We start from the raw sequence: 25,989 nt of genomic DNA on the forward strand, positions 1-25,989 counted from the left end.
GTGTTTTTCGCATTTTTACTTTTCCTATAGCTGTTTTCCATGCCACGTTTTTACTTGTTGCTACTGAGTGCGTTGGTGGGTTTTTCCGGCGTGCGGGCCCAACAGCCGGGACCTCGCCCCGGAGCTCCCAACCTCGGCGCCGATGCAGCCTTTAGTTGCGCTTTAACTCATGAGCGAGCCGCCCTTCGGCAACCGACTTCGACTGTGCGGCACCGCCAGAAAATGGATGGCTACGACGTGAAATACTACAAGCTGGACATTGCGCTGGAAAACAACTCGCGCAACGTGAGCGGCAACGTACGAATGCTGGCCCGCACCGTACAAACCCTCGATTCCGTGGCTTTCGAGCTGTACCCAACCTACACTATCGACTCGGTAGTGGTAAATGGGCGCCGCTCACCGGGCGTACGCCGCGCTGGCCCTGATGCAACCGCCGCGCTGCCATCGGGGGTGGCAGCGGGCACATTGTTTAACACGCTCATCTATTACCGGGGCACTGCTCCCAGCGGGCAGTCGGCGGCTATTGGCAATGCCCTGAGTACCAACACGGCCCCCACGTATGGCGTAAGCGTGACGTGGAGTTTATCGGAGCCGTTTTCAGCGCACGAGTGGTGGCCCTGCAAGCAAGTGCTGACCGACAAAGCCGATTCGGTGGATGTGTGGGTGACAACGAGCAGCAGCAACAAAGTAGGTTCCAACGGCGTGTTGCAGCGCGTGGCGGCGCTGCCTGGCAGCAAAAGCCGCTACGAGTGGAAGCACCGCGCCAAACCCATTGCCTACTACCTTGTATCGGTGGCCGTAGCGCCTTACATCGAGTACGTCAACTACGCCAACCCCACCGGTGGCCCCCGTATTCCGATTGTCAATTACGTGTATAACCAGGCGGCACTCAATACCTTCCAAACTGAAATAGACCGTACGCCGGGCTTTATTGAAAATTTCTCTAGCCTAGTTGGCCTCTACCCGTTTGCCACCGAAAAGTACGGCCATAGCATGGCGCCTATTGGGGGCGGAATGGAGCATCAAACCATGACCACCCAAGACGGTTTCACGTTCACGCTCACCGCCCACGAGCTGTTCCACCAGTGGTTTGGCGACAACGTAACCTGCGGTTCGTGGGAAGATATCTGGCTGAACGAAAGCTTTGCTTCTTACGGGGAGTATCTGGCGCTCAATGCCTTTGCGGCCACTGCTCCGCGGACAGCGCAGGATTGGATGGAGGAGGCGCAGTACTACGCCCGCTACCGCTATGCTGGTGGCGGCCAGTGGACTCCTATGCTCGGCGGCAGTGTACGCGTGCCTGATACCACCAACGTAGGTCGCATTTTTGATTACTATCTCACCTACAAAAAGGGCGCTACGGTGGTGCATATGCTGCGCTACCTGCTGAACGACGACGTGAAGTTCTTCCGGGCTTTGCGAACTTATCAGACCACTTACTCGGGCCGTACTGCTCGCACCATCGATTTGCAGCGCATTATTGAAGCCGAAGCTGGCCGACCATTACAGTACTTTTTCGACCAGTGGTATGCTGGACAGGGCTACCCCACCTTCAACGTCCGTTGGAACCAAGTGGGCCAGAATCTATACCTACGCAACACTGAAACCGTGAGTATGGGCACTATCACGCCCTTTTTCGATACCGAACTGGACTATCGGCTAGTTTTCACCGATAACACCACCCAAACCTTGCGGTTGCGGCAAAACCAGATGGTGTCCTCCTTTAGCATACCTGTTGCTAAAACGGTGGTGCGCCTTGAAGTAGACCCTAACCAATGGATTTTGAAAGGCGACGGCACAACCCTGCGCGACAACAGCCTGGTGCTGAGTAGTAGGGCCACTGCTGCTATTGCGCCCTTAAAGGTGTACCCCAATCCGTGCCGTGAAACGTTGATGCTAGCGGACCTCGCCACCCGCGCCGAGGCAGAAGTAACAGATGCCACCGGCCGCGTATTACTTCGCCAAACCGTGAGCACCCTAGCTGCTCAACTCGACACTCGCCGCCTAGCGGCTGGCCTCTACCACCTGCGTCTCACTGCATCCGACGGGGTCGTTTCGTTGGCCCGATTCGTGCGAGAATAGGACGAAAGACATCAGTTGATTTACGCACAAGCCCTTGGCAACGCTATAATTGTCAAGGGCTTTTAGCGTTTTAAAGCGAGAGTTCGGGCTTCTTAGCCCTTATAATATTCATTGATGAGCGCCTGCACCTCAGGCGGTGCAGTAGGCATATCAAGTGCCGCGGCCATCAGCTCATCGAAGGAGTGGGCCGGCGTAAAGATGTCGTCCTGATAAGCGTTGCTGGTGAACCGAATGAAGCCCGGCTGCTCGTTGATACTAACCAAATCTATAGTGACGGTGCCGAACTGCTGCACGCAGCGCCCGGTGTAGGAACAATCGTTGGGTAGCGGCTTCAGGAAGTGCTTTTCGATGGTTTCGGTGTACCGCTCGTGAGGTAAGATTCGCCGGTCGGAGGTAGAAAGGTGGTAACCCAACGCCAGCACCCGGTCACGAAGCAAATCGAAGAAATGGCGGAAGTTACCGGGTCCGATGCTGGGGTCGTAGAAAAATACCGCACCCTTGCGGCCCGCTTCCGAAAGCAGTTGCACCCGTAGCCCCTGGCCCTGCACGCCCGCTTTCTGAAAGTGGTAGGCCTTAAAATAAGGGCCCGCCCAGTTTAGGTACACCTGCTGCTTTACCCACTGGACGTGTCTGCGAACCTCAGCCGGGGTGCGGCGCAGGGGCTGCCACTCGGTGGAGGCAGGAGCCGAGGGCGAGGCGAAAAGACGTTTAAGAAAAGGGTGCAAGGTGGTGTGGGGCAGTATGAGGAAAGAACACCAGCCTGCGCAAATGGTTTCGGTAGCTACCGTACACTAACTCCATAAAAACGCAGAAAAGGGGCCGAAAAAGCAGAAGGCAAGCCCCGTGCCGGAGCTTGCCTTCTGCAATAAAACCCGAAAAATACTAGTTCGGGTGGTTACTCTGCCCCCGGTTTCGTGGCCTTCACTCGCTGCCAGTAGTGCGACTTGCCCATCATCGAAAAACCAATGTAGCCCTTTACTTCCAGCCGGTCTTTGCCGGCCGGCGCCACGTAGCAGGAGTAGGTGCGGCCGTTTTCAGGGTCATAGATTTTGCCGTCTTCCCACCGGTCGTTGCTGGGGTTATAAGTGAGGCGTTCCAGCACCGTTAGGTTAAGTAGTGGCCGGGTCTTCTGGTTGGGTTCAGGATGATGCTCATCAAGGCGGGGCTTGCCGTTGGCGTCGGTCGGCTGGCGCAGCCACACTAGGCGGCCACACAACTCCTCGCCGCAGCGGTACAATTCGATGTGTGAGTCGCCGGTATCATCGGCCCACACGCCCAGGGGTACAACTGGTGGCGCGGCGGTTTGGGCGCTAGCCGAACGGAATAAAGCCGCAATAAATAGAACAAGGAGTAGCGTGTATTTCACAGCAGAACAGTAGGTTGGCAGAGCAGGACACCGCTGATTTTCAATGGCTCAGCCGGGTAAGATAGTAAAAAAGCGACGCCCCCGCCGGAGCAGGAACGTCGCTGATTATACGCGGTACAACTGAATAGGGGCTATTTCACCCGTGTCCAGGCCTGCGACTTGCCAATCATGGAGAAGCCGATGTAGCCTTTCACCTCCATCGAGTTAGCATTGTTCATCTTCATATAGCAGGAGTAAGTCTTGCCGCTTTCTGGGTCGTAAATCTTACCATCATCCCACTTGTTGTCGTCGTCGTACTCAAAGCCTTGCATGAACACGAGGCCTAACCGAGGGCGGTTGCGTAGCTTGGGGTCGGGGTTCATCGAGTCGGTTTTGGGCTTGCCGGTTTTGGGGTCATTGGGCACCGTAAGGGTCACAATCTTACCGCACAGCTTATCGCCGCACTTATAGATTTCAAAGGTGGCCTTTTTCTCGGCGTTAGTCCAGATACCCAGCGGCGACAATGTTTGAGCGGAGGCTACGCCCAGGCTGCCCAGCAGGCAGGTCAGACACAGGAAGAGGAATTTTTTCATGGAAAAATAAAGTGGGAGTGAGGTTGTCGAGAAAAAGATAGGAGAAAACTTCAGAAAATGCGCTGCCGCCCATGTCGGTCCCGGTTAACGCCACTAGGCAAGTTTGGCGCCAACCTCTCAGCAAGCATCCACAAAGCCTTTGACGTAGTACGGAAGCCGGAAGTTGTACCGCCCGAGCTCCACAGTGAATTGCTACTATAAAACGTTTATAAACAGTGAAATAGGTATTGCGCCAAACGACGAGTTGACCACCAAGCAAAACGGCGCTTACTATCATTACCCAACAATCAACGCTAATTTGGGATGATAGGACCTAATAGCAGCAGCTGAAATTTCGTTGGAAATTGTTGAGCTTGGGTAGGGTTATGGTTTGCAGAGTACTACGGCTTTAAGGAAATCATGGCAGAGCCAATGCATACGATTCATTAGATTTTATTTATATTATCTAAGGCTGAAGGGTTTACACATCTAAAGAGGATATCTGCTTACTTCGCGCTTAAAGCGGGTTAGTACATGCCTTCCAGTAGGTAGAGTAACTGTAATGAAAAGATAACTTTTCGGCTATAAGACCAGCCATTCGGGTACGGTAGTTTTGCTGCGTATTTGCCAATGGCCTATCGTGTAGAAAGGCAAATCTTCGAGTTGTATGCCCCTTGCCGAATTTGAACCTTGTCCTTCTACCGTGGTAATAAAGCGGTTTCTGGCGTACCCGTCGTCAAGCCAGCTAGCAATTCTACACCAACTGCGGTGGACGCTTTTCCCCGAGGGCCTCTTCTCGCAGGTGCCTGCGGCGGAGTGGCTGCGGCTACTCCGCCTCACCGACCCCCTGATTCAGTACACCAAAGCCCGGCAGCAGGATCTATACCAGGTGGGCGAGGGGCGGCAGTTGCTGCTGCTGCTGGTTGGGCACTACCTGGATATTCATTGAAGAGCTGCATTGGTAAGCAGGAAACGGCAGTAGCAAGGCCATCCATCCATCAGCTATACGGCCACTATCCTGAAAAGACTGGAAGTGCAGATGTCTTGTAAAAACAAAAGTCCTGAACCTCAGCGTAATGACAGTGAATAGCGCCTAGCGCTTCAAAAAAAGCCATTTTTATTTTGAACCATCACGGGGGCTTTTAACTTTACCTTCCGTAGCGAGTGCTACAGCCCCGCCCAAGCAGCCCTAAGGTGCTGGGAGGCGCGGCCGGGGTTATGTCGAACGTAAAGAAAGGAGGTACAAAATGTCTGATAGTCCCAAACGAATCCTGCCAAGCCTGTCGAATGTAGTCTGCTTCACCGCCGGACGCGCTTAACAACAGCTTTCGCGCGGAAAAACGCCCCATTTGGCTTTTTCCCGCATTCTGGCAAGGTCTTACACATAGGATGACGGGGCTGTACCCCAGACTCGTCGCTTGGTAAGATTTGAAGGATTAGATGCCCGATTCGCCCAGCAGCCTCTCAACTGAGGTTCTGCATAGGCGGATCGGGCATCGCTCTTTTACAAGAGTAACCGAGCAAGTGAGTAACGGAGTAATTGTTCTAACAGTGAAGCTGAGCATTCAGAACAATTTCTTAGCTACTCTTATAGCACCCGGCGTACGGACATGAAACGCCGCTCGTAGTCGGTGCCTTCCACCTGGCTTATTTTCACGCCCGATTCGCGGCGGGCCGAGGAGGAGTGAATGAAACGTAGCGGCTGACCGGGCTCGGAAACCACAATACCCGCGTGGCCGGGCGTAGTAGCCGTAGCGGCGGTGCCCGTAAATACTACAATGTCGCCGCGGCGGGCTTGTTCGCGCGGTACCTGCCGGCCCACCGAAATTAGCAGGCTGGTGGAGTGTGGCATGGCTACGTCGAACTCGTTGAACACGTACTGCACAAACCCCGAGCAATCGAAGCCGGTAGCAGGTGTGTTGCCGGCGTAGCGGTAGCTGATGCCTAACTGGCGCATGGCAAAGCCTACCACACTATCGGCGCGGGTAGCGGCCCGTGGGCTCACCCATGCCGTGCGCTGCACGGGTAATTCCGCCACTGAGGCTCGGGGAACCGGCGAGAAGGCCAGCCGCCATTTCGGCCAGCCAAACATAGCAAGCATCACCAGCGAGAGAGCAATAAAGGTTATCCAGACGTAGCGCATCGAAAGGCTAATAACGGAGAGAAGAAGCGGCAAATTTGCTTCCCTAACGGTGGAGTTTGGGGGCGGGTTCCGGCGGTGGGTAATGGCTGGAATGGCACAAGTGTTATTCTGACCTGCGTAGCCGCCACCACAACGCCCGCCGCGGAATGAGTTGCGAAGCTGTCAGGAAAAGGCAATTTCAGTGTTAGGTTGCAGCCCTGCCCGGTTTTCGCCGTTCTTTGCGGCAAACCCGGCCGTGCTAATAGCCGGGGCCACTCACTTATTCACTTTCCTGCATGAAGTCTTTTCGTCTCCGCCGGCTTGCGGCGCTGGGGTTGCTGCTGCTGCTGACTGGCTTACGCCCGGCGCTGGCCGCTCCTACGTTGCGCTACACGCTGGCTATGCCGGCTCCCCAAACTCATTACTTTGAAGTTGGCATGACCCTTAATGGGTTTGGCAAGCCGTACACCGACTTAAAAATGCCCGTTTGGGCTCCCGGCTCTTACTTGGTGCGCGAGTTTGCCCGGCACGTAGAGGCTTTCGAGGCCAAAGCTGGTAGCACCACGCTGCGCACCGAAAAAATCAACAAAAACACCTGGCGCGTGTATCACCCTAAGTCGAAAGACTTTACGGTGCGCTACGATGTATATGCCTACGAGCTGAGCGTGCGCACCAGCTTCCTCGATGCCGCCCACGGCTACGTGAACGGCACCAGCGTATTCATGTACCCCGCCGATGGCAAAGAGCTAGCCAGCACCCTGCAAGTGCAGCCCGCTACTGGTTGGGCGCAGGTAAGCACCAGCCTTAAGCCGGCAGGCGGACAGTTCACGTACGCGTCTTCCAACTACGATGAGCTAGCCGATTCGCCCATTGAAATCGGTAACCACAAGGTGCTGAGCTTCGAGGCCAACGGCACGCCGCATACGGTTGCCATGTTCGGCAGCGCCAAATACGACGAAACCAAAGTGCTCAACGACATGAAGCGGGTGTGCGAAGAAGCGCACCGCGTGGTGGGCAAAAATCCGCTGGACCGCTACGTGTTCATCGTGCACAACATCGAGCGGGGCACCGGTGGCCTGGAGCACCTCTACTCTACCACCCTTTCTGTTTCGCGCAATGCCTATACTACCGACGCTGGCTATAAAGGCTTCCTGGGCCTGGTAGCGCACGAGTATTTCCACCTCTGGAATGTGAAGCGCATCCGTCCGGTGGCCCTCGGGCCATTCGACTACGACAATGAGAACTACACGCACATGCTGTGGGTGAGCGAAGGCGGCACCAGCTACTTCGGCGACCTTATCGTGCACCGGGCCGGTTTTGTGAACCCGGACGAGTACTTGGCTAGCACTAGTGCCGGCATCACGCAAGTGGAGAATACGCCCGGCAACAAAGTACAGTCGGCCGCCGAGTCCAGCTTCGACGCCTGGATTAAGGGGTACCGGCCCAACGAAAACTCCAACAACACCGGCATCAGCTACTACAATAAAGGAGAGCTAATTGGAGCCATGCTGGATTTGATGATCATCAACGAAACCAAAGGCCAGAAGCACCTCGATGACGTGATGCGCTACCTCTACGACGAGTACTACGTGCAGAAAAAGCGTGGCTTCACCGACGAGGAGTACCAAGTTGCGGTAGCCAAAGTAGCCGGCCGCCGCTTCGACGACTTTTTCCGCCGCTATGTGTACGGCACCGAAATGCTGCCCTATGATACCGTGCTGGGCTACGCCGGCCTGAAGTTGAGCAAGGCTCCCGTTTCGTCGGATGCAGCTCTGGGCGCTACGGTTAGCACCGCCGGCGGCAAGCTGACCGTCACGAGCACCCAGCGCAACGGCAGCGCCTGGCAGGGTGGCCTCAATGTGAACGACGAACTACTGGCCCTCGACGGTAGCCGTCTCACCGAAGACCCCAGCAAGCAGCTAGCTAGCCGCCCGGCCGGTACGCAAGTGAAAATGACCGTCTCACGTGACGGCCGACTTAAGGAGCTAACGTTCCCGCTGCTGGCCAGCACGGCCATGCGCTACCGCATCGAGCAGGTAACCAGCCCAACGCCCGAGCAGCAAACGGTGTTGAGTAAGTGGTTGTCAATAAGATAATTGAAGAGACCTAATTGATTGCATAAAAAGCCCCGCCTGGAAAAATCAGGTGGGGCTTTTTTTATGCAGTAAGATGTAGAACTTTAAAAGTTAGCCGTCATGCTAAGCTTGTCGAAGCATCTCTACCGCTTTGTCTCCACGTCGGGATCTACCACTGTGGGAGAGATGCTTCGGCAAGCTCAGTATGACCGTCAGCTTTGGTTTCTTCCTCTACACAGCGTCGCAGTTAGCTTCTCTACAGCACTGGCACCCCTACGGCGGCAGCTACGTTCACGCGGCCCCAGCCGAAACTGCTGCTGCGGGCATTGCGGTTGGAACTGGCGGCTACCAGGCGGCTCATGATTTGGGCGCGGGTTTCGATGGGGTAGCGGGCCCACACCAGGGCTGCCATGCCGGCCATGCTGGCGGTGGCTACCGACGAGCCACCGACGGTACTGGGCGCGTCGCCGGTCATGGCAAGGGTGAGGGCGCGCAGGTCGTTGCTAGAGCGCTGCATAACCACGGAAAACTCCACGTCGGCGCCTACGTGGCACTCGTCGCAGCGGGTAGTGAGGTTGTCTTTCACGCCGGTTACGGCTACGGCTTCGGGCAACGTGGCGGGATAGATAACGCTTACCAAACCAGCCGACCAATCAAAGGAAGTGCCCGCCGCGCAGAAAATCAGCTTGCCCCGGTTGTAGGCGTAGCGAATGGCATCGGTCATTTGCGACGAGCTGGTGAGGCGGCCCATGCTCATGCTGATGATGCGTACATCGGCGCGGTTGCCGGCCAGTACATATGCATCCGACACGCCCTTCACCTCCCGGCTGCCATCCAGAAACACGTCTTCGGCAGCGCGCACCGTAATCAGGCTGGCATTATACGCCACGCCCACTGCGGCGCCATCGGTGCCGCGCGGGGCTACTGCCGCGCCGGCCATGCTGGTGCCGTGGCCGCAGCCGTCGTCGGGCGTTTCGGCGGCGCCGTACGGAATGCCAAAGATTGAATTGCGGGGCAGCGTCACGAGCCGCTCGATGGTGCGGCCACTGCTCAGGCCCTGGTTGAAGGCCGTGCCCAGGTTTTCCTGCCCACTGGAGCAGCCTGTGTCAATGATAAGAATCTTCACGCCCTGTCCGGTGCTCTGGTTCCAGGCGGTGCGCATGCCGTGGTATTGGTCGTCTTGGTTCCAAGATGATTTGCTGCCGTTGGGTAGCACGGTGTAGTCGGAGCCGGCTAGCAGGTTGGGGGTGGCGGTGTTATTGTCGCAGCCGCTGCTGGTGAGGCCGGCGGTGCCTTTGCTGGCGGTGCTGGCCGGGCGGTTGGGCTCGTAGCCCATCGGCTCGGCGTAGCGCACCAACTTAGAGGCACGCAGGGCCTTGATGGTGCTCAACTCACGCACCGTTACGTCGAGCACGGGCAGCACATTTTCCTGGTAGGCCACTAGCTTTTCCAGCGTCATATCGGGGTGAGCTTTCTGCTCTTCGGCCAGAACCAGGGCCAGCACCTGGGCGCGGGCCTGCTGCCAAGCGGGGCTGCTGGCCACGTCGGCCGGAATGTCGCCTGCGCAACCCGTGGCCGGCTGGTAGCCCACCGACAGCACGTAGTCGGAGCGGGTGAGGGCACTCCACACCACATGCGCCGACGCCTGGTTCCAGTCGAAACGGCCGGTTTCGCGCAGGCGGCTCATAATTTGCTCGTCAAGCTGCTGGGTGCTGAGGGCTTCGGTGGGGTCGGCAGTGGGCTGTGGGGCTAGCTGCTCGTCGGGTTGGTGCTGGCAACTTGCTAAAAGCAGCGCGGCTAGTGCCGCAGAAAGGGTAGGAGTACGCATGGGTTGGGGGAATTAGGTTGTGGTAGATTGGCACGTTGTGTAAGGGACGCAAAAGCAACAGTAAATGCAAGCATCCTAAGCAGTTGTCCATCGAAATACCCTGCTCGCCGCAACCTGTTCTGCAATAAAAAAGCCCTACTGAGTATCAGCAGGGCTTTCCTAGGCAAAAGAATAATTGTTACGAAATCCGCTTCAGCGCCACGTCGCGGACAGGCGTAATAACGAGTGGCACTTTCTCAACTTTCACCGAGCTGGTATCCAGGCCGAAGTACTTGTCTTCCGAGGCAATAAACTGCTTGATGTAGAAGTATGCCTGCATCACCAACTTCTCGATGGTGGGGAAGTCATTTTCCACCGACAGGAACTTCTCCAGCACCACAAAGCGGAAGTCGCCGGTGACGTGCTGCTTGCTCAAGGACTCGTAGCGCGAGGTGATGTCCACTTCCTTGTTGCGCACCAGGTCTTCCACCACTTTGCGGAAGTAGAGGTTGATGCGCTGCTCCACCCGGAAACCCAACCGGAACGTGATGCGGAAGGCATCATCGGGGGCCAGTTCCACCACTTTGTACTCCATGGTGTACGGTTCGTCGGTGGTGTCTACGTGCACAAACCAGTATATATCAGCACGTTTGGGGCGCTTCTGGAAGATGGAGTAGATGATTTTCGACTCGATTTCTGAAGCCCGCTCCGCCGACGTCATGAACACCAAGTGGGTGGAATACTTCGGGATGGTATCGTCGTCGGAGAGCTGCTTCAGCGCGTCCATGTACGGCTCAATCTTCACGAATTCGGTGAGGCGGCGCTTGATGTAGAAGGCCCGCAGCCACACGTACATCACGCCCACCAGCGTCAGGCCAATGGCCAACGACACCCAGCCGCCGTGCGGAAACTTCACCAGGTTGGCAATCAGAAATGAGCCCTCAATAAAGCCATATAGAGTAGCAAACAGCACCACAGCCGCCAGTGGCACCCGCTTGGTGCGCAGCCATACCGTAAGCAACAGCGTGGTCATGAGCATGGTAAGCGTAATGGCAAGGCCATAGGCCGCTTCCATGTTCTCGGAACGCCGGAAGTACAGCACCACGCCAATGCAGCCGAGCAGCAACAGCCGGTTCATGCTGGGCACGTACAGCTGGCCTTTCACGTCGGTGGGGTAGTTAAGCTTCACTTTGGGCCACATATTCAGGCGGATAGCTTCTGCTACCAGCGTGAACGAGCCCGTAATGAGAGCCTGTGAGGCAATAATGGCCGCAATGGTAGCAATACCGATACCAATGAGTAGAAACCACTCCGGCATCAGCTCATAGAACGGGTTGCGCTTATTGAGCTGCTCGCCCTGGTGGGCAATCAGCCAGGCACCCTGGCCCATGTAGTTGAGCAGCAGCGTGCTTTTCACGAACACCCAGCTGATGCGAATGTTGCCTTTGCCGCAGTGCCCCAAGTCGGAGTATAAGGCCTCGGCCCCGGTAGTACACAGGAATACGGCGCCCAACAGCCAGAATCCGCCGGGGTAGTTTACCAGCAAATCGTAAGCGTAGTAGGGATTGAAGGCCTTCAAAATCTCGGGGTGTTGCATCACGCCGCTCACACCCAATATGCCCAGCATCGAGAACCAAATCAGCATAATTGGCCCGAAGGCTTTGCCTACTATTTGGGTGCCAAAGCTTTGCAGCAGAAACAAACCCGCAATAATACCGATGACAATGGGTACCGTCGGGATATTCGGATACACCGTTTCCAGCCCTTCAATAGCCGACGACACCGAAATGGGCGGCGTAATTACACCATCGGCCAGCAGCGCCGAGCCGCCAATGATGGCCGGCACGGTAAGCCAGCTGGCCTTGCGCCGCACCAGGGCGTAGAGCGAGAAAATACCACCTTCCCCGTTGTTGTCGGCGTTGAGCGTGAGCAACACGTACTTGATGGTGGTTTGGAGCGTGAGCGTCCAGATAACGCAGGAAATGCCGCCATACACGAGCATGGGCGTTATCTGCTCCGGCACAATGGCCTTCATTACGTACAGCGGCGAGGTCCCGATGTCCCCGTAGATGATACCGAGGGCAATTAGCAAACCCGCCGTCGAAATGGCGGTATGCTGGTGTTTGGCGTCCATGAGTGGCGTAAAAAAGGAGTAGAGGGCGTTGGCTAAGCGCAGTAAAAAGCGCCCAAAGGTAACGGGCAGCGTGCAAACCAAACACCCAGTTGTTGTGGGTTGTCGAAATGGTATTGCACGCGGTTACTCAGCGGCAAAAAATGTATCAGAAGAATTGGCCTGAGCGGCCAAGAGCGCCGCCGTAGCCGCGGCGGCCGTTTCGTGCTGCCGCTGCCGGATGCGGCGGTTGATTTCGGCAATCAATTTCTGCCAAGAGGCCAGCTCACCAGGCAAAGCAAAGTTGGTGGCCTCGCGGCCCAGGCGGTGCAATTGCAGCCGGTTGGCGCCCCGTTGGCCGAACGCCAGCAGCAAAGCGCCGACAGTCATGCCCAAGGCGGCGGGCATAGTGCGCAGCCAGTTCTGAAGAAAGCCCAGCAGGAAACCCGCCAGCGTGAAGCCCCCCAGTAGCAGCCACAGCAGCCACCGGACCCGCTTCACCTCACCCCCTTCCAGCTCCCACCACCCAAACGACTGCCCATTAACCGTCAGTGCATCGTTGGTAAGCACCAGGCGGCCATCTTCGCTCTGCACCACCGGAAACTGCTGCGGGGGCGGCAAAGGCGGCGGCAGAGCTGGCACAAACCACGCGGCAGGGGCTTCCGGCTCTTTTGGAACGGCGCTGCCAGTGGCAGGAGGTCCATCGTCGGGCGGTGTTGCCTCAGGCGAAGGAAAAGTAGAATCGGTCATAAGCAAAGAAACCCCGCTGCCCGTACTGGTTGATACCCAGCGGAGCGGGGCAGCGGCAGTAGTGGACAGCGGGGCTTTCAAGGGTGCTTAGTTGTTTACTTTCAGCAGCTCTACGTCGAAGATGAGCGCCGTGTCGGGGCCGATGTCACGGCCGGCGCCACGCTTGCCGTACGCCAGATCCGAGGGGATGTAGAGGCGCCACTTCGAGCCTTCGGGCATCAGTTGCAATGCTTCTGTCCAGCCAGAAATTACCTGGTTTACGCCGAAGGTAGCAGGCTGGCCGCGCTGGTAGCTGCTGTCGAATACGGTGCCGTTGATGAGCGTGCCGTGGTAGTGCGTGGTTACCTGCGAAGAAGGACCGGGCTTCTTGCCGCTACCTTCGGTGAGTACTTCGTACTGCAAGCCGCTGGGCAGGGTGGTTATGCCCGGCTTGTTCTTGTTTTCATCTAGAAAGGCCTGGCCTTCCTCTTTGTTGTTGCCCATGTCGTTGGAGAGTTGGTTGTCGTCTTCGTCTTCGGGTCCGCCCATTTGCTGCTGAAGTTGCTGCATGGCGGCGTGCATTTGCTCTTGGGTGAGGCGGCTTGGTTCGCCACTCAGGCCCTCTTTCATGCTGGCGGCCAGCACGTCCACATCAAGGTCGAGGCCCTGCTGGGAGAAATTACGGGCTAAGTCGCGCCCAATGATGTAGCTGATTTGGTCTTTAAGGCTACTCAAGTCCATAGAATCACTGCTTTTTAGCTGCTGATTGCAATGTGGCCACTCCATACGGGCAGCCCCAACCAGCAACAGGTGAGAGAAAACCGCCAGCCCTTTGTGAGCCGCCGGAGTGTGAAGTACCGAAAACAGCGCAGAATAGATACGGTTTTTTTACTGTCACTTGGTAAGATGCTGATTTAGAATAGGGCTTTCTAAATACTCCTAAACAAACAAACCCCGCCAGGGGCGGGGTTTGGGGAATTTATAGGCAAGCAGCGCTTAGCAGAAATGCATTTCTTCCTCGTCGCGGAGGTCGAAAAATAAATTCAGGTCCAGTACCTGAGCAGTCAGGTAGCTCAAAGAACCAAGGCCCCCGAGGACCAGCAAAGAGGATAAGGCAGCAGTGCGCTTTTTCATGGCAATGAATGGATAAGAATGCGGGTCAGCTTGTTGAGTGCAAAGATAATACGAGACGCTGGGAAAATTGTTATGCAAGCATACTTATTTTCAAAGGTAACGGCACTGAGCTACCCAGTCTATGCCCGTCACGTAGCCCTCGGAACCACTTAACGCACAAACCATTCCAGTTGCAGCAGGCCCGCCACGTTGTCGGACAAGTCGCCGAAGTCGTAGGCCACAGCCGGGGTAACGGCGAAGTGGGAGAACCGGCACGGCAGCTCCCCCAACAACGACGTTTGCCTCTTGGCGGGAGTGAAATAAGTGTCGTTGTAGTAGTTGCCGTAGTGCCGCAGGTGGGTAGCCAGCACCCGGTACGCCACGGCTGGCGCCACGCGGCCCTTGAAACCGGCATGCACGCCCGCCACCCGGTTGCTGATAACGGTTCCACCGGCCAGCGTACCGGGGTTTAGCTGGTACCGTTTGGCGTCTTGCTGGCTGATAAACAGCGGCGTCCCGATAATCCGGTCTTGGTACTGCCAGCCGACGCTATACGTACCGTTGTTGTAGTAATTGTCGCGGCCCTGGTACAGGATGGGGCCTCCCTGATACTTGGTGTAAATACCTTCCAGCAGCACGTTTTGCAGGAATTTCGAGGTGGGATTTTCCCAGCTCAGCCCAAGTAACCGGTCGCGCCCCAGTATTTTCAGACCCTTGATTTGGTCGCGCTGGTTGAGGTTGGCAGTGTCGGCCACGCCCTTATCGAAAATGGTTTGGGTGTAGAGCCGGATGGTTGTGTGATTTTTGCGGAAGGTCAAGCCGAAATCGGGTACCAGAATGTGGTTGCCCACGGCATTGTCGTTGTCGATGGGGCCTTGCTGATACACGGGGTCGGCGGCGTTGCCGCTCCGGGCGGCCACAATGCGGAGGTAGTCTTGGAAGCGGCTTGGTGCCCGGCCCGAAGGAAACACCCCGCCCCACTGTGCGAAATGCGTAAGGCCGCCGTACACGCTCAGCTTATCCCGGCCCACCTTCACGTACAACGATTTCTGGTGCAGCAGATACTTCCGGATGTAGTCTTGGCTGCCAAACCAGCCGTGCGCGAAGTTGCCTTTAAACTGCACTAGGCCTTTCGTGAGCGGTACGTTGGTATATTCGGCAACGGCCAATTCCACTTTGGGTAGCGGGAGGGCATTGCCGCTGATACCGAACGAGCCGCTGCTTAGACTGGGGTCGAGGGCGCCAGTGATTTCGCGGTAACGGCCGGCCCGCAGCTGCCAAGCACCGTAGCTGACCTTGGCGTAGCCTTCCTGCAAAAACGTGCTACCAAAGTGGCGGTTGTTGTACATGGCCACCCCGTAGCCAACAATCCAACGGCGCGGCGCCTCGGTGGCAGGAGCCGCAGTGCCTAGCGCATGCTCGTTGCGCAGCCTGAAAAACGTAGAGAGGTCGGCTTGCTGGCTGGATACGCTGCCGTAGCGGTTGGCAATACTCCACAGAGGCTGGTAGCTTTGCGAAGCTACCGTAGTCAAAGTGCCGACCGTAATGCGCAGTGAATCTAGGTGTTGTGCCTGCAAACCATCCAGCAAGCCCAGGAAGCATACGGCAAGTAAAAGTCTCTTCATGCAAGCAGTGTCAGCAGGAGTTCAAATAAGCCGTTAAATATAGTCTGTAAGGTATAATAGAAGGGTGTTCTATAGCCTGCGTTGTCGGCTGAAAATAAAAACGCCCGACTTGTTGGAAGCCGGGCGCCCGTTGCGAAGTCAAAATTAGCGTGGAGTAGTTGGGTTGCGCTGCTGGTAGGCTTTCACTTTTTCGGCTACTTCCACCATCGGAGCCACCCAAATATCCTTTTCGTGCGCCTTGAGGTAGCGCAATAGTTGGCGGTGCGCTTTCAACTCCACGTTGAGGGCGTGGCCGCCGCCCACCCCATGAAATAGAAACACCAGCAGCGTGTGCGACTCCTGGGCCTTCTTCACCAAATCGAGCATGTACTCCGCCGACTGGCCGTTGATGGAATAGGCGTCGATGTTGGTCAGGTCTATCTGGGCAGCGGTTTGCAAACCGCCCGTAACGCCCCGCGCCCCCACAAAGTCGTTGCGGAGCTGGTCGTAGAACCTCACGCCCCCGATTTGCAGGTCGCCGCAGGGGTAGGCGAAGGTGCGGGTGGTTTTGCCGTCGATGGCGGCCAGCAGGGTGTTGTTGGCCTTGATTTCACTCACGGCCCGCGTGACGGTGTACTTGCTTAGGTCGTTGTCGGGCGTAACGAAGCCGCGGCCGGGCAGGCTCCCGTCGCAGGGATGCATGAGGGCGTGGTTGCCTAGCTCGTGCCCGCGCTGGGCCGCCCGGCGCCACTCCGGCAGCCGCCGCGCCACCACCGATGATGAGCCAATCAGGTAGAACGTGCCGCGCAGCTTCGCCGAGTCCAGGGCTGGTACCACGTTGTCCAGGTCCACATCAATGGCATCGTCGTAGGTCAGCACTACAGCGCACTGCTTGTTGTTCCAAACCGTTTGGGTGCTCTGGGCGTGGCTGGCGGCGGTAGTTAGCAGCAGGGCCGTAGGTACAAGGAAGTGTAAAGCGCGCATCAGCAGATAAGACGGAAGTAGATAAGCCAAGCTACTTTTTAAGCACCAACTCAGCTTTCTTGATTTTCAGGGTAGGATTGTTGGCCGCTACCAGCCGGGCTTTGAAGGTGTAGTTGGCGTTCTTCGGAATAGTAAGGCTACCGTTTTTGCCAGAAAAACTCCACGTTACTTTATCATTGACGGCGGTTTTGACTTCTCCCACCGTCACGTTTTTCTCGGTAGGATCCAGCTCCAACTGATTTACGTGGGCTCCATCGGCTAGTACCATTATCTGAAACCGGACGGGGGCCTCGCCTTCGTAGGCCATGTCCATGTCAGACCACAAGCTGATAACGTCGTCTTTTTTCAGTTTCAGCGAAGCTTCTTTCACCACCTCGTGTCCTTCCGTACTGACTTCATTGATGGGAAGGCGGGCCACTTCTTTGCCTAATAGCGTGTCGCAGGCGCTAAGCGGAGCGGCCAGTAGCAGGGCCCAAACCAGGTTTTTTCTGTCAAGCATCGGATAGATAGAGTGTAAATGCCGGCGTATTTGCGGCGGAAAGCCAATATAGAGCTTAATCCTGCACCTCGGCCACTTCCACGCGGCGGTTGCGGGCATCGGGCGAGGGGTAGAGGGGCTGGGTGTCGCCGTAGCCGATGGTACTGATGCGCTCAGCTGCCACGCCGGCTTTCACCAGGTAGGCTTTCACGGCGTCGGCCCGCTGCTCCGATAAGGTCTGGTTTTTTTGAGGCTCTCCAATTTTATCGGTGTGGCCGGCCACCCGTAGCTTCAGGGTGGGGCGGGCTTTCAGCTCGGTGGCCAACTGGTTGAGGGCCGGAAATCCATCGGGCAGCAGCTCGGCGGTACCTAGCTTGAACAACACCTTGGGCAGCACCACGGGCGCGGGGGTGAGCAGCGGCGCCGAGGCAAGCGGTGGGGCCGAGGTGGTGCGGGCGGTGTCCAACTTCACCGGGGCCGGAGCAATAGGCTCGGGCGAGGCAGCCGGCTTAGGGCCAGTTACCTGAATGGTGATGGGCACGGCCGAGTTCTGGCGGGTAGGATAATAGCTCTGGGTGAGGTAGAACGTGGTGGTTTTGCTAAGCTTGGTACGGTAGGTGTTGCCGGTAGCCACGGGCTGCGTGAGTTCGGCATCGGCATACCACAGCACGTTGCGCCCCGATACCCGGTGCGTGGCCTCGGCCCCGGCAGCCACCGTCGCCGCCGATTTCAGCTTGACGCGGTAAAACGTGAAGGTGCCCACGTCACAGTTGCCTTGGGGGCGGTAGGTGGCCCGACCGGTTAGCTTTTCCTGGCTGGCATCGTAGGTGAAGGTGATGGCGCCTTCGCACCAGTAGGTGAAAGGGGAGCGGCCGGTTTCATTGAGCTTCTGCACGTGCTCAAGCTGAAGCCCGCTAGCTGTGCGGGTGCCCTGCACTTGAAACGTGGCCGATATGCCGGGCTGCCCACCCAATTCCTGATACAGCACCCCCATCAGCGTGCTGCCTTTGCCTTTTTGTACCCGGAGCACTGCCGGCCAGTTGATATTCGGCTCGTCGGTGTCGGTTTCTACGCCCTGCCATACGCCCGTCAGGGATTGGGCCTGTACGGGGCCACCCAAAAGCAGGGCCACCATGCCATACCAAAAACTGCGTTTCATTTAGCTTAAGTGATTCTGGTTTGCTGCAAAGAGTCGAAGGGTGGGCCAACAAGTTGCTTGCCACTAATAAAAGTGCGCTATTGTCCGCCGCTGTCCGTTCTGCGCTCAACTGCAACAATAGCACTTCTGGTTTCCTGACCCGCAAATCTGAGGGCGCTATGCAGCTACCAAGCCTAAAAAACAGCCTACATTTAAGCCTGAATTTGCGGCTGGGGCAGGCTTGGCCCAGAAACATTCAGTAGCCAACCCCTCATTGCATGAAACGTACCCGCCTGTATATCGCCGTGCTGGCACTGCCGTTGGCCGTCAGCCTGGGCTGTGAGAAAGACACCGACGAACCTTTCAAATCCTGCGAGAGAGAAAACAATGGCATTGTTGTATTTACGTTTAGCAATACAGCTGTGCGGCACTCTATCCGCATAGCGTATTCCACCACCAGAATAGAGGAGAGAACAGTGGCCGCTGGAAAAGGCACCGATACGGTGAAAGTTTCGGCAGGAACGTATCCTCTGTCGATTTCCAGTATCAATAGCAGCAGCCAAGTATTGGAAACGTTCAACAGAACCGTGGTGGCGGAACGCTGTAATGAGCAAACTATAAGCGTGCCCTTTTAATACCCCCGCCGATTGGGGCCTCACTCGGACAGATTTCAGTGTGGCTTCATGAGGGCTATTCGGGCAGCTTTCCAGGCTAGTACCCACTCTGGGCTCGGCGCTGAATACGCTTTTCCCAACGTTTACGCTTGGGGGCAATGTAGCCGCGCAAGTGCTTTTCCATCACCAGCACGGCGCAGGGAGCTGCCGCTGTAGCCCCGAAGCCGCCATTTTCCAGGTACACCGCCACGGCAATCTTGGGGTTGTCGGCGGGGGCAAAGCCGACGAAGGCGGCGTGGTCGTCGCCCTCGTCGTTTTGCACGGTGCCGGTTTTGCCGGCTACCGTAATGCCCACATCGGCGAGGCTGGAAGCGTCGGCCGTGCCGCCCTTTTGCATGACGGCCACCATGCCTGGTATCAGGGCCGCAAAATGGGCGCTGTCGATGAGGGTGTAACGCTTTTCGGTGAAGCGCGGTAGCGGTCCACCATCCCCAACGCTGCGCACCAAGTGGGGTGGGTAGTACCAGCCGCGGTTGGCAATGATGGCGGCCATGTTGGCCATTTGCAGGCCCGTTAGGTTGATTTCGCCCTGCCCGATGCTGAGCGAGTAAATCGAGCGGTAGGTCCAGCGGCGGGTGCGGCGGGCTTTATCATAATAAGCGGCGGTGGGCAGGAAGCCAGGCGCCTCGCGCGGCACGTCCACACCCAGCACCGAATCGAGCCCGAACGAGCGGACGTAGCGCCGCCATAGGTCGAGGTTGGCGTGGCGAACGGCTACCGTATCTACCGCCAGCGTGTCGGGCATGCGGTTGATGAGGCTCTGCATGGTTTGGTAGAAGTAGGGGTTGCAGCTGTACTTCAGCCCCAGGGTCAGGGTTTTGGCCTGCGGGTGGTGGTGCACGCAACTCACCAACGACTGGTTGCAGCGAAACCCGGTGGTGGGGCTGATGGCGCCCAACTGCAAGGCCACCGCGGCGTTCACTAGCTTAAACACCGAGCCGGGCGGGTTAGCCAGCATAGCAGGCCGGTTGATGAGGGGCATGTCTTCACTTTCCAGCAGCTCGGCGCGCACCCCGGCTTGGTCGGGGGCCGTGAGCGTAGCCGCATCATACACTGGCCCCGATACATAAGCCAGGATTTCGCCGGTGCGCGGGTCGAGCGCCACCAAATAGCCGCGGCGGTTGCCCAGGAGCTTTTCGGCGTAGGCTTGCAGCTTTACGTCGAGGGTGAGGTGTAAATCTTGGCCTTGGCGGAACGTGGTGTCTTTAGTCCAAGTGCCGTGTTGCTGGCCTTTCGCATCGAGTAGTGGGTGCAGGTAACCGTGGCGCCCAGTGAGCAAACCGTTGTAATAGCTTTCCACGCCGCCATTGCGCAACCGATAAAACCGCCCACGCCGGTAGCGTTGGGCTTGGCGGTAAAAACCCTGGGCTTCGCTGGCCTTATAGCCTAGCACGGCCGCCCCCGCACTACTGGTATAAACGCGCTGGCGCCGCTCGGCCAGGGCCAGGTTTGGCCAATCAGCACTGTCGCGGCGCACGCGCTTCACCTCGGTGGCCGTCAGGCGAAGCTGCACTCCGGCGCTAGGCCGCGCGCCGGGGTAGGGCAGTGCTTCGGCAATGCGCTGCCGAACGGTAGTGGAGTCCCAGCCCAGTAGTATTCCTAGCCCTAGCGTATCGAGTGGGGGACGCCGGGGCAGCTTCAGCACAAAGTAGGAGCGAGTATCAACCAGCACCGAATCGTTGCGGTCCAGCACGCGCCCCCGAATCAGCGAGTCGTCCACTACTATCCGCTTCCGGGTGTACACTTCACCGGTTTCAGGATCTTTCGTCGGGACGCTGGTTTGCTGGTCGGGAGAGGAGCAGGCAGCCAGAACTGAGAGCAGTGCTAGCAGAATCTGTCCCCATATGGTTGAAGCCGTGCGCATGGGGTAAAGCTAGGCAATTGCCGGAAGTTGAGGCCGTGAGTAGCCGACAACCAGCACTGCTCAAATCCATCTACTCAAACAAAAAGAAGGTAACCCCTTCAACTGGCAGTTCCAGGTATTCACGTATCCTACCCAAGCCTGCGGTGAGCTAAGTCCTTGCCAGCCAGCTCAGGACGCCACGGACAACCTGGGGTAAGCTGCGGCTAGGTTGCCCTGCACTACGCTGCTAACAGGGGTATCCGGGGGCTACTTAGTACCCGTGTCGGGCCCGACTCTGAATGCGCGCTTCCCAGCGTTTGCGCTTGGGAGCAATGTAGCCGCGCAGGTATTTCTCCATCACCAATGCGGCACAGGGCGCGGCGGCGTCCGCCCCAAAGCCGCCATTCTCGATGTAAACCGCTACCGCTATTTGGGGGGCATCAGCCGGAGCAAAGCCCACGAAAGCGGCGTGGTCGTCGCCCTCATCGTTTTCTACGGTGCCGGTTTTGCCAGCTACCGTAATGCCTACATCCTCTAAGCTGGAAGCATCTGCCGTGCCGCCTTTCTGCATCACGGCCACCATACCGGGCACTAGAGCCGCGAAGTGGATACTGTCGATCAGGGTGTAACGCTTTTCGGTGAAGCGCGGCAGTGGGCCACCTGTGCTAATGCTGCTCACCAAGTGAGGCGGGTAGTACCAGCCGCGGTTGGCAATGATGGCCGCCATATTGGCCATTTGTAGGCCCGTCAGGTTGATTTCGCCCTGGCCGATGCTGAGCGAATAGATAGAGCGGTACCGCCAGCGGGTGGTGCCCCGGGTCTTATCGTAGTACTCGGGGGTAGGAAGGAAGCCGGGCGCCTCGCGCGGTATATCCACGCCCAGCACCGAATCCAGCCCAAACGAGCGGACGTAGCGCCGCCACTGGGCCAGGTTCACGTGGCGCGCCGCCACCGTATCCTGCACTAGGCTGTCGGGCACGTAGTTGATGAGTTTCCCCATCACTTGGTAGAAGTAGGGGTTGCAACTGTATTTAAGGCCGGCGGTTAGGTTGCTTGGCGCCGGGTGGTGATGCACGCAGCTGACAAGCTTCTGGTCACAGCGAAAGCTGGTGGTGGGGCTGATGGCGCCCAGTTGCAAGGCCACGGCGGCATTTACCAGCTTGAACACCGAGCCGGGTGGGTTGGCGCGCATCGCCGGCCGATTGATGAGCGGCATGCCTTCTTGTTGCAAGAGCTTGGCGCGTACCCCGGCCAGATCGGGGGCGGTGATGGTGGCGGGCTTGTAGATGGGCGCCGACACGTAGGCCAGGATTTCGCCAGTGCGCGGGTCGAGGGCCACGAGGTAGCCCTTGCGGTTGCCCAGTAACTTTTCGGCGTAGGCTTGCAGCTTCACGTCGAGCGTCAAGTGCAAATCCTGGCCTTGCTGGAAGGCAGTATCGGTAGCCCAATTGCCTTGCGTCTGGCCTTGCTCATCTACCAACGGGTGCATAATGCCCCGGCGCCCGTTGAGTAGGCCGTTGTAGTACCCCTCCACGCCGCCATTGCGCAATTGGTAAAAACGACCCCGGCGGTAGCGTTTGGCCTGGCTATAGAAGGGTTCTGCCTCTGCGCCCATATAGCCCAGCGCATGCGCACCCACGTTGGTGGTGTACGTGCGCTGGCGGCCTTCTGTCAGGGTGAGGGTGGGCCAGTCGGCACTTTTACGACGCACTCGCGCTGCTTCAGTTGCCGTAAGGCGGAGCTGGACCGGATAGCCAGCTGGTGCTTTTTCATACGGTAGGGCATCGGCAATACGTTTTCGCATAGTCGTCGGTCCCCAGCCGAGCAGCTGGCCTAGCGCCAGGGTATCGAGTGGGGGGCGGCGCGGCAGCTTCAGCAGGTACTGCGGGCGGGTGGCTACCAATACGGAGTCGTGGCGGTCGAGAATGCTGCCACGCTGCGGCACCTCGGGTAGCACGATGCGCCGCTTGGTGTACACTATGCTCGTATCGGGAGCCTGAATCAGTGAGTCAGTTTGCTGCTGAGGTGACGAATAGGCGGCCAGCACCAAAAACACTGTGAGTAGACTCATTTTTCAAATTTCAAACAGGTAGACCCAAGCGGATCTGGGTTGCTTTACGCAGTAGCCGAGCTCCTAGATGTCTTGCTCAATAAGCCCAGCTGAAATGGTTGCCGCCCGACTAGCACAAGTGCGCCTCTTCGCTTTCTACATAGCTTTTGCCTCGCACAAAGCTGCCACCCCAAAGTAAGCCACCCGTATGCTGCTGACTTGGGAAACACAGACCTTTGATTCACTTAAAAGGTACTTACAGGATATTGTCATTTTCGGCTTGGATAATCAGATATAATAGCCTTCAGGAGCGAGTTAACCAGAAAATAACATGGCTCTGTCGGATGACTCCATGATAGATAGTGAAGTATTATTAAAGAACGATTTGCGCGCAAAGACGTCGTGCTCTGATTCATGATAATACTGCTTCAGTCTAAACAATATATTATTGGTTTTCAGGCGTATGCTGTTACATAAGGAATTGTATAATAACAATAGGTAGGGTGTGGCTACATCAATTGCATTGAGGGGATAATAATTGTCGAGTTTATTTGCCCTTCTTGGAAAGCAGATTAACAGCTTGTTAGTGTAAAATATTGACAATAAGACGATAATAGTAAACAAACGCGTGGCTTTTGCTGATGGCAACAGAGGTCAACCTACTAGAATACGGTCCGTTGAAATGGCAGGGCAAGGGATACTTGCTTTTACTCTTTTATTGTTCTGACCTATGAAAACGGACGACCTAAAACAACTTATCAAAGACGGCCTATCGGCCCAGCAGGCAGGAAGTCAAGTGGCAGCCAAGGCAACCGACGAAATTCTCAACGATGCCAAGCATCCGGAGCTGAAAGCCGCCCTTCAGGAAGGCAACGAAACCGCCAAGAAGTGGGCCCAGCGTATTGAGCAGGCCCTTGCCGAAGTAGGCGGCGCGGAGAGCCAGAACAATGAAATCCTGGAGGCGCACTACCGCGTGAGCAAAGAAATCCGGGCAAAAGCTGAGTCCGACACGACGCGCGACCTAGGCATTATCGCCAGCGGCCAGATGGCCCTGCACTACTGGATTGCTTCCTTCGGCACGGTAGCCTCGTATGCTGCCTCCGCCGGCCTCACTGAAACCGAACAAAACCTGAAAACCTCCGTGCAGGAAGCCAAACAGGCCGACGACAGGCACACCGACATTGCCCAGCGTATCCTCGCCGAGCAAGGCCAGGAGTAGAGTCAATCTTCTCTACAGCACTCCTTCTGACTGTAACGCAACCGCGCCGCTTGGATAGCTCCAGGCGGCGCGGTTTTGATTTGTTGCTAGCAGTTGCAAGGGTACTAACCTTATGGTTCTAAAACCATAATGATGCCGGAGCCAATTACAACTCCCACCCGAAAACAACCGCGCCGCTCAGATGGCTCCAAGCAGCGCGGCTCCGGCTTGCTACCGGGGCGGTAGGGGGAAGCCGGCACCGCGCCAGTTTAGGCGTTAGGGCGTGGTCTTACTGCGCCACCGGATACCAGTTGCGCAGCCGAACATCAATTTTCTTGTTGGCCGTGTTCACGGTTTTCTTGAAGCCGTCTACGTCGCTCAAGCCGCTCTGGCCCCGGTAATGATACGGATACACAATGCCGGGCTTGAAGGCCAATACGCCCTGCGCGGCCTGCTGCACGTCCATGGTGTAGGGCAGGTTCATGCACACAAACGCCACGTCGATGCCCTTGAGGGCGCGCATCTCGGCAGTGTCTTCGGTGTCGCCAGACAGGTACACGTTTTTGCCGCCCAGGTTCAGCACGTAGCCGTTGCCCCGGCCTTTGGTGTGCGGCGCGTCGGCGGCCTCGGGCAGGTTGTACATCGGAATAGCGGCTACACTCATGCCCAGTGTATCGAGCTTCTGGCCGTTGCTCAGGATGCGGACCTGGGCTTTGTACTCGGCGGGCAACTTATCGGCCACGGCTTGGGGCACTACCATCAGGGCCTTGCCCACAGAGAGACCCGCCAGCGTCTTCGGGTCCAGGTGGTCGCCGTGAATGTCGGTGATAAGGATAACATCGGGCGCGGCCAGGCCAGCGTAGGCGGCGGCCCCGCCGTAAGGGTCCACGTAAATGGTCTTGCCATTCCAGATAAACACCACGCTGCCGTGGGTGATGGGCTGCACCGTGAGCGGACCTTTCTTGGTGGCAATCTGGTCGGCAGCCGCCCGCGGCGCGGGGGTAGTAGGGGCGGTTTGGGCCTGCGCCTGCACGGAAACTACAGCCAGGGCGGCCGCAAGGATAAGGGTGGATTTCATCGGGTTTCTGCTTGTTGAGTAATAGGTGCGAAGGGGTTGTTACGCAGCTCGGCTTTCGACGTATAGGCGGGCCGCAAGCGCATCAAGGAGCTTCAGATTGCTAACTAACCCACAGTGGGGGCGAAAGTTCGGCCAGCCATGCTTGCAAAGGGTAGCCGCCGTGTAACACATGGGTGGAGCATAAAAAACGCCGCCCGGATTTCTCCAAGCGGCGCGGTTCCGGCTTGCCGCTGGAGCGGCTGCTGAGGCTTGAGCTTCTATGGGGCACGAGTTACGGTGCGCTTAACTTGAGCAACACAGGGAGTGCCATTGCACTGGATCAGGCAATGGTTGGCTGACTACCCAACCCAAGCGTGGGAAAAGTGGTTAAGAGTAGGTGCAGACCATAAAGTGCTGATATAAAAGTCTTGAGCAATTACATAGTTATTGCCAATGAATAGAACCGCAAATGGGAGATTTACTTTAGCTGGAAGTGGTCTAGGTATTGACTGACGAACATTCATAGTTGTATTGGCATCATACAGCCAACATAGAGTCTCGACTTCATCTGCTAAAACTTGTGGTACACAGTTCAACAAATGGCCACGACCACGCTCAATGACACGCACCATTTCCTGTCGCGTATCTCGAGACTGAAATTTTAACCATTGACTACGCCATCCTCCAGGTAGTTTCAAAATTAGCTGATCAATGGCTTCAATTAGCTCTTCAGAGCGTCCACTTCGACTATTCAAAAAAACATGAGCAAGCGGTTCGTGGTAAAGCGTCAGTAAGTAATGTGCAGTTCTGTACTGTAGTTCTCCGTGTATTCCGCGCTTTAGTCGCGCTTCTACTTTGCCAATAAATTCAATCCTATGTAGCTCGACATCGGTAGCCAACTCCAAAAACGTTGATTGGATATAGGTGATTTTAGCTGTCGGATACAGTTCAATAAAGGATGAAATCATAGAATGAAGTAAAACAAAATAATTATTGACTCTATAAAAA

22 protein-coding genes are annotated in these 25,989 nt (G+C 56.9%); 5 read left to right on the plus strand and 17 right to left on the minus strand.

Features of this window, described 5'->3' with window-relative positions; translation table 11 throughout:
• Positions 1-39: 39 nt before the first annotated feature.
• On the plus strand, positions 40-2,082 hold the full coding sequence (locus G536_RS0107680) for a M1 family metallopeptidase (RefSeq protein WP_084708526.1): 2,043 nt from the start codon (positions 40-42) through the stop codon (positions 2,080-2,082).
• 92 nt (positions 2,083-2,174) lie between these two features.
• On the opposite strand, the gene G536_RS0107685 is transcribed toward G536_RS0107680, so the two are convergent.
• The 3 genes from G536_RS0107685 to G536_RS0107695 all read right to left on the minus strand — a co-directional run bounded on the left by G536_RS0107685 (position 2,175) and on the right by G536_RS0107695 (position 4,020).
• Positions 2,175-2,807, minus strand: a complete 633-nt coding sequence (locus tag G536_RS0107685) for a hypothetical protein (RefSeq protein ID WP_022823006.1) — start codon at positions 2,805-2,807, stop codon at positions 2,175-2,177.
• Positions 2,808-2,977: 170 nt separating this feature from the next.
• The gene (locus G536_RS0107690) at positions 2,978-3,448 is read right to left on the minus strand and encodes a DUF2147 domain-containing protein (protein WP_022823007.1); all 471 of its coding nucleotides are present in this window, start codon (positions 3,446-3,448) and stop codon (positions 2,978-2,980) included.
• 131 nt (positions 3,449-3,579) lie between these two features.
• Positions 3,580-4,020: a DUF2147 domain-containing protein gene (locus G536_RS0107695; RefSeq protein WP_022823008.1), complete on the minus strand. Its 441-nt coding sequence runs from the start codon at positions 4,018-4,020 to the stop codon at positions 3,580-3,582.
• 646 nt (positions 4,021-4,666) lie between these two features.
• Between G536_RS0107695 and G536_RS0107700 the strand changes: the two genes are divergently transcribed.
• Positions 4,667-4,948: a hypothetical protein gene (locus tag G536_RS0107700; RefSeq protein ID WP_157530481.1), complete on the plus strand. Its 282-nt coding sequence runs from the start codon at positions 4,667-4,669 to the stop codon at positions 4,946-4,948.
• A 639-nt stretch (positions 4,949-5,587) separates the two neighbouring features.
• Here the strand turns inward: G536_RS0107700 and G536_RS26845 are convergent.
• Entirely contained in the window at positions 5,588-6,142 is a 555-nt protein-coding gene (locus G536_RS26845; protein WP_022823010.1) for a C40 family peptidase, read from the minus strand.
• A gap of 275 nt (positions 6,143-6,417) precedes the next feature.
• On the opposite strand from G536_RS26845, the gene G536_RS0107710 reads away from it, so the two are divergent.
• Positions 6,418-8,217, plus strand: a complete 1,800-nt coding sequence (locus G536_RS0107710) for a M61 family metallopeptidase (protein ID WP_022823011.1) — start codon at positions 6,418-6,420, stop codon at positions 8,215-8,217.
• A gap of 235 nt (positions 8,218-8,452) precedes the next feature.
• On the opposite strand, the gene G536_RS0107715 is transcribed toward G536_RS0107710, so the two are convergent.
• The 9 genes from G536_RS0107715 to G536_RS30460 all read right to left on the minus strand — a co-directional run bounded on the left by G536_RS0107715 (position 8,453) and on the right by G536_RS30460 (position 18,180).
• The gene (locus tag G536_RS0107715) at positions 8,453-10,024 is read right to left on the minus strand and encodes a S8 family peptidase (protein WP_022823012.1); all 1,572 of its coding nucleotides are present in this window, start codon (positions 10,022-10,024) and stop codon (positions 8,453-8,455) included.
• 178 nt (positions 10,025-10,202) lie between these two features.
• Entirely contained in the window at positions 10,203-12,137 is a 1,935-nt protein-coding gene (locus G536_RS0107720; RefSeq protein ID WP_026879948.1) for a KUP/HAK/KT family potassium transporter, read from the minus strand.
• 123 nt (positions 12,138-12,260) lie between these two features.
• Complete coding sequence (locus G536_RS0107725; RefSeq protein ID WP_157530483.1) at positions 12,261-12,863, minus strand: hypothetical protein; 603 nt, start codon at positions 12,861-12,863, stop codon at positions 12,261-12,263.
• Positions 12,864-12,950: 87 nt separating this feature from the next.
• Entirely contained in the window at positions 12,951-13,583 is a 633-nt protein-coding gene (gene bamJ, locus G536_RS0107730; RefSeq protein ID WP_022823015.1) for a BamJ family beta-barrel-assembly machinery protein, read from the minus strand.
• Positions 13,584-13,838: 255 nt separating this feature from the next.
• Positions 13,839-13,976, minus strand: coding sequence for a hypothetical protein (locus G536_RS32070; protein WP_022823016.1), 138 nt, complete (start codon positions 13,974-13,976; stop codon positions 13,839-13,841).
• Between the two features lie 149 nt (positions 13,977-14,125).
• Positions 14,126-15,580 carry a capsule assembly Wzi family protein gene (locus G536_RS0107740; protein WP_084708528.1) on the minus strand — a complete coding sequence of 485 codons (1,455 nt, stop codon included), beginning with the start codon at positions 15,578-15,580 and terminating at the stop codon, positions 14,126-14,128.
• Positions 15,581-15,724: 144 nt separating this feature from the next.
• Positions 15,725-16,543, minus strand: coding sequence for a polysaccharide deacetylase family protein (locus G536_RS0107745; RefSeq protein ID WP_022823018.1), 819 nt, complete (start codon positions 16,541-16,543; stop codon positions 15,725-15,727).
• 31 nt (positions 16,544-16,574) lie between these two features.
• Positions 16,575-17,042: a hypothetical protein gene (locus G536_RS0107750; protein ID WP_022823019.1), complete on the minus strand. Its 468-nt coding sequence runs from the start codon at positions 17,040-17,042 to the stop codon at positions 16,575-16,577.
• Between the two features lie 55 nt (positions 17,043-17,097).
• Complete coding sequence (locus tag G536_RS30460) at positions 17,098-18,180, minus strand: OmpA family protein (protein WP_022823020.1); 1,083 nt, start codon at positions 18,178-18,180, stop codon at positions 17,098-17,100.
• A gap of 257 nt (positions 18,181-18,437) precedes the next feature.
• Here G536_RS30460 and G536_RS0107760 point away from each other — a divergent pair, with 257 nt between their 5' ends.
• Positions 18,438-18,794, plus strand: coding sequence for a hypothetical protein (locus tag G536_RS0107760; RefSeq protein ID WP_022823021.1), 357 nt, complete (start codon positions 18,438-18,440; stop codon positions 18,792-18,794).
• A gap of 76 nt (positions 18,795-18,870) precedes the next feature.
• Here G536_RS0107760 and G536_RS26855 read toward each other — a convergent pair whose 3' ends face one another.
• Together G536_RS26855 and G536_RS26860 are read right to left on the minus strand one after the other, a co-directional pair.
• Positions 18,871-20,697 (minus strand): peptidoglycan D,D-transpeptidase FtsI family protein, encoded by a 1,827-nt coding sequence (locus tag G536_RS26855; protein ID WP_022823022.1) that lies wholly within the window; start codon positions 20,695-20,697, stop codon positions 18,871-18,873.
• Between the two features lie 250 nt (positions 20,698-20,947).
• On the minus strand, positions 20,948-22,747 hold the full coding sequence (locus G536_RS26860) for a peptidoglycan D,D-transpeptidase FtsI family protein (protein WP_022823023.1): 1,800 nt from the start codon (positions 22,745-22,747) through the stop codon (positions 20,948-20,950).
• Positions 22,748-23,456: 709 nt separating this feature from the next.
• Here G536_RS26860 and G536_RS0107775 point away from each other — a divergent pair.
• Positions 23,457-23,945: a YciE/YciF ferroxidase family protein gene (locus tag G536_RS0107775; RefSeq protein ID WP_022823024.1), complete on the plus strand. Its 489-nt coding sequence runs from the start codon at positions 23,457-23,459 to the stop codon at positions 23,943-23,945.
• A 268-nt stretch (positions 23,946-24,213) separates the two neighbouring features.
• On the opposite strand, the gene G536_RS0107780 is transcribed toward G536_RS0107775, so the two are convergent.
• Both G536_RS0107780 and G536_RS32075 read right to left on the minus strand, forming a co-directional pair.
• Positions 24,214-25,002 (minus strand): MBL fold metallo-hydrolase, encoded by a 789-nt coding sequence (locus G536_RS0107780; RefSeq protein ID WP_022823025.1) that lies wholly within the window; start codon positions 25,000-25,002, stop codon positions 24,214-24,216.
• A gap of 338 nt (positions 25,003-25,340) precedes the next feature.
• On the minus strand, positions 25,341-25,949 hold the full coding sequence (locus tag G536_RS32075) for a hypothetical protein (protein ID WP_157530485.1): 609 nt from the start codon (positions 25,947-25,949) through the stop codon (positions 25,341-25,343).
• Between the last annotated feature and the right edge of the window lie 40 nt (positions 25,950-25,989).

Origin of the sequence: Hymenobacter norwichensis DSM 15439, from assembly GCF_000420705.1 — a bacterium.
GTDB lineage: Bacteria > Bacteroidota > Bacteroidia > Cytophagales > Hymenobacteraceae > Hymenobacter > Hymenobacter norwichensis.

Excerpts from the sequence above, each read along its gene's own strand:
- G536_RS0107680 (WP_084708526.1), top strand. The coding sequence starts at position 40 with ATGCCACGTTTTTACTTGTTGCTACTGAGTGCGTTGGTGGGTTTTTCC.
- G536_RS0107695 (WP_022823008.1), bottom strand. The coding sequence starts at position 4,020 with ATGAAAAAATTCCTCTTCCTGTGTCTGACCTGCCTGCTGGGCAGCCTG.
- G536_RS0107700 (WP_157530481.1), top strand. The coding sequence starts at position 4,667 with ATGCCCCTTGCCGAATTTGAACCTTGTCCTTCTACCGTGGTAATAAAG.
- G536_RS26845 (WP_022823010.1), bottom strand. The coding sequence starts at position 6,142 with ATGCGCTACGTCTGGATAACCTTTATTGCTCTCTCGCTGGTGATGCTT.
- G536_RS0107710 (WP_022823011.1), top strand. The coding sequence starts at position 6,418 with ATGAAGTCTTTTCGTCTCCGCCGGCTTGCGGCGCTGGGGTTGCTGCTG.
- G536_RS0107715 (WP_022823012.1), bottom strand. The coding sequence starts at position 10,024 with ATGCGTACTCCTACCCTTTCTGCGGCACTAGCCGCGCTGCTTTTAGCA.
- G536_RS0107720 (WP_026879948.1), bottom strand. The coding sequence starts at position 12,137 with ATGGACGCCAAACACCAGCATACCGCCATTTCGACGGCGGGTTTGCTA.
- G536_RS0107725 (WP_157530483.1), bottom strand. The coding sequence starts at position 12,863 with ATGACCGATTCTACTTTTCCTTCGCCTGAGGCAACACCGCCCGACGAT.
- bamJ (WP_022823015.1), bottom strand. The coding sequence starts at position 13,583 with ATGGACTTGAGTAGCCTTAAAGACCAAATCAGCTACATCATTGGGCGC.
- G536_RS32070 (WP_022823016.1), bottom strand. The coding sequence starts at position 13,976 with ATGAAAAAGCGCACTGCTGCCTTATCCTCTTTGCTGGTCCTCGGGGGC.
- G536_RS0107740 (WP_084708528.1), bottom strand. The coding sequence starts at position 15,580 with ATGAAGAGACTTTTACTTGCCGTATGCTTCCTGGGCTTGCTGGATGGT.
- G536_RS0107745 (WP_022823018.1), bottom strand. The coding sequence starts at position 16,543 with ATGCGCGCTTTACACTTCCTTGTACCTACGGCCCTGCTGCTAACTACC.
- G536_RS0107750 (WP_022823019.1), bottom strand. The coding sequence starts at position 17,042 with ATGCTTGACAGAAAAAACCTGGTTTGGGCCCTGCTACTGGCCGCTCCG.
- G536_RS30460 (WP_022823020.1), bottom strand. The coding sequence starts at position 18,180 with ATGAAACGCAGTTTTTGGTATGGCATGGTGGCCCTGCTTTTGGGTGGC.
- G536_RS0107760 (WP_022823021.1), top strand. The coding sequence starts at position 18,438 with ATGAAACGTACCCGCCTGTATATCGCCGTGCTGGCACTGCCGTTGGCC.
- G536_RS26855 (WP_022823022.1), bottom strand. The coding sequence starts at position 20,697 with ATGCGCACGGCTTCAACCATATGGGGACAGATTCTGCTAGCACTGCTC.
- G536_RS26860 (WP_022823023.1), bottom strand. The coding sequence starts at position 22,747 with ATGAGTCTACTCACAGTGTTTTTGGTGCTGGCCGCCTATTCGTCACCT.
- G536_RS0107775 (WP_022823024.1), top strand. The coding sequence starts at position 23,457 with ATGAAAACGGACGACCTAAAACAACTTATCAAAGACGGCCTATCGGCC.
- G536_RS0107780 (WP_022823025.1), bottom strand. The coding sequence starts at position 25,002 with ATGAAATCCACCCTTATCCTTGCGGCCGCCCTGGCTGTAGTTTCCGTG.
- G536_RS32075 (WP_157530485.1), bottom strand. The coding sequence starts at position 25,949 with ATGATTTCATCCTTTATTGAACTGTATCCGACAGCTAAAATCACCTAT.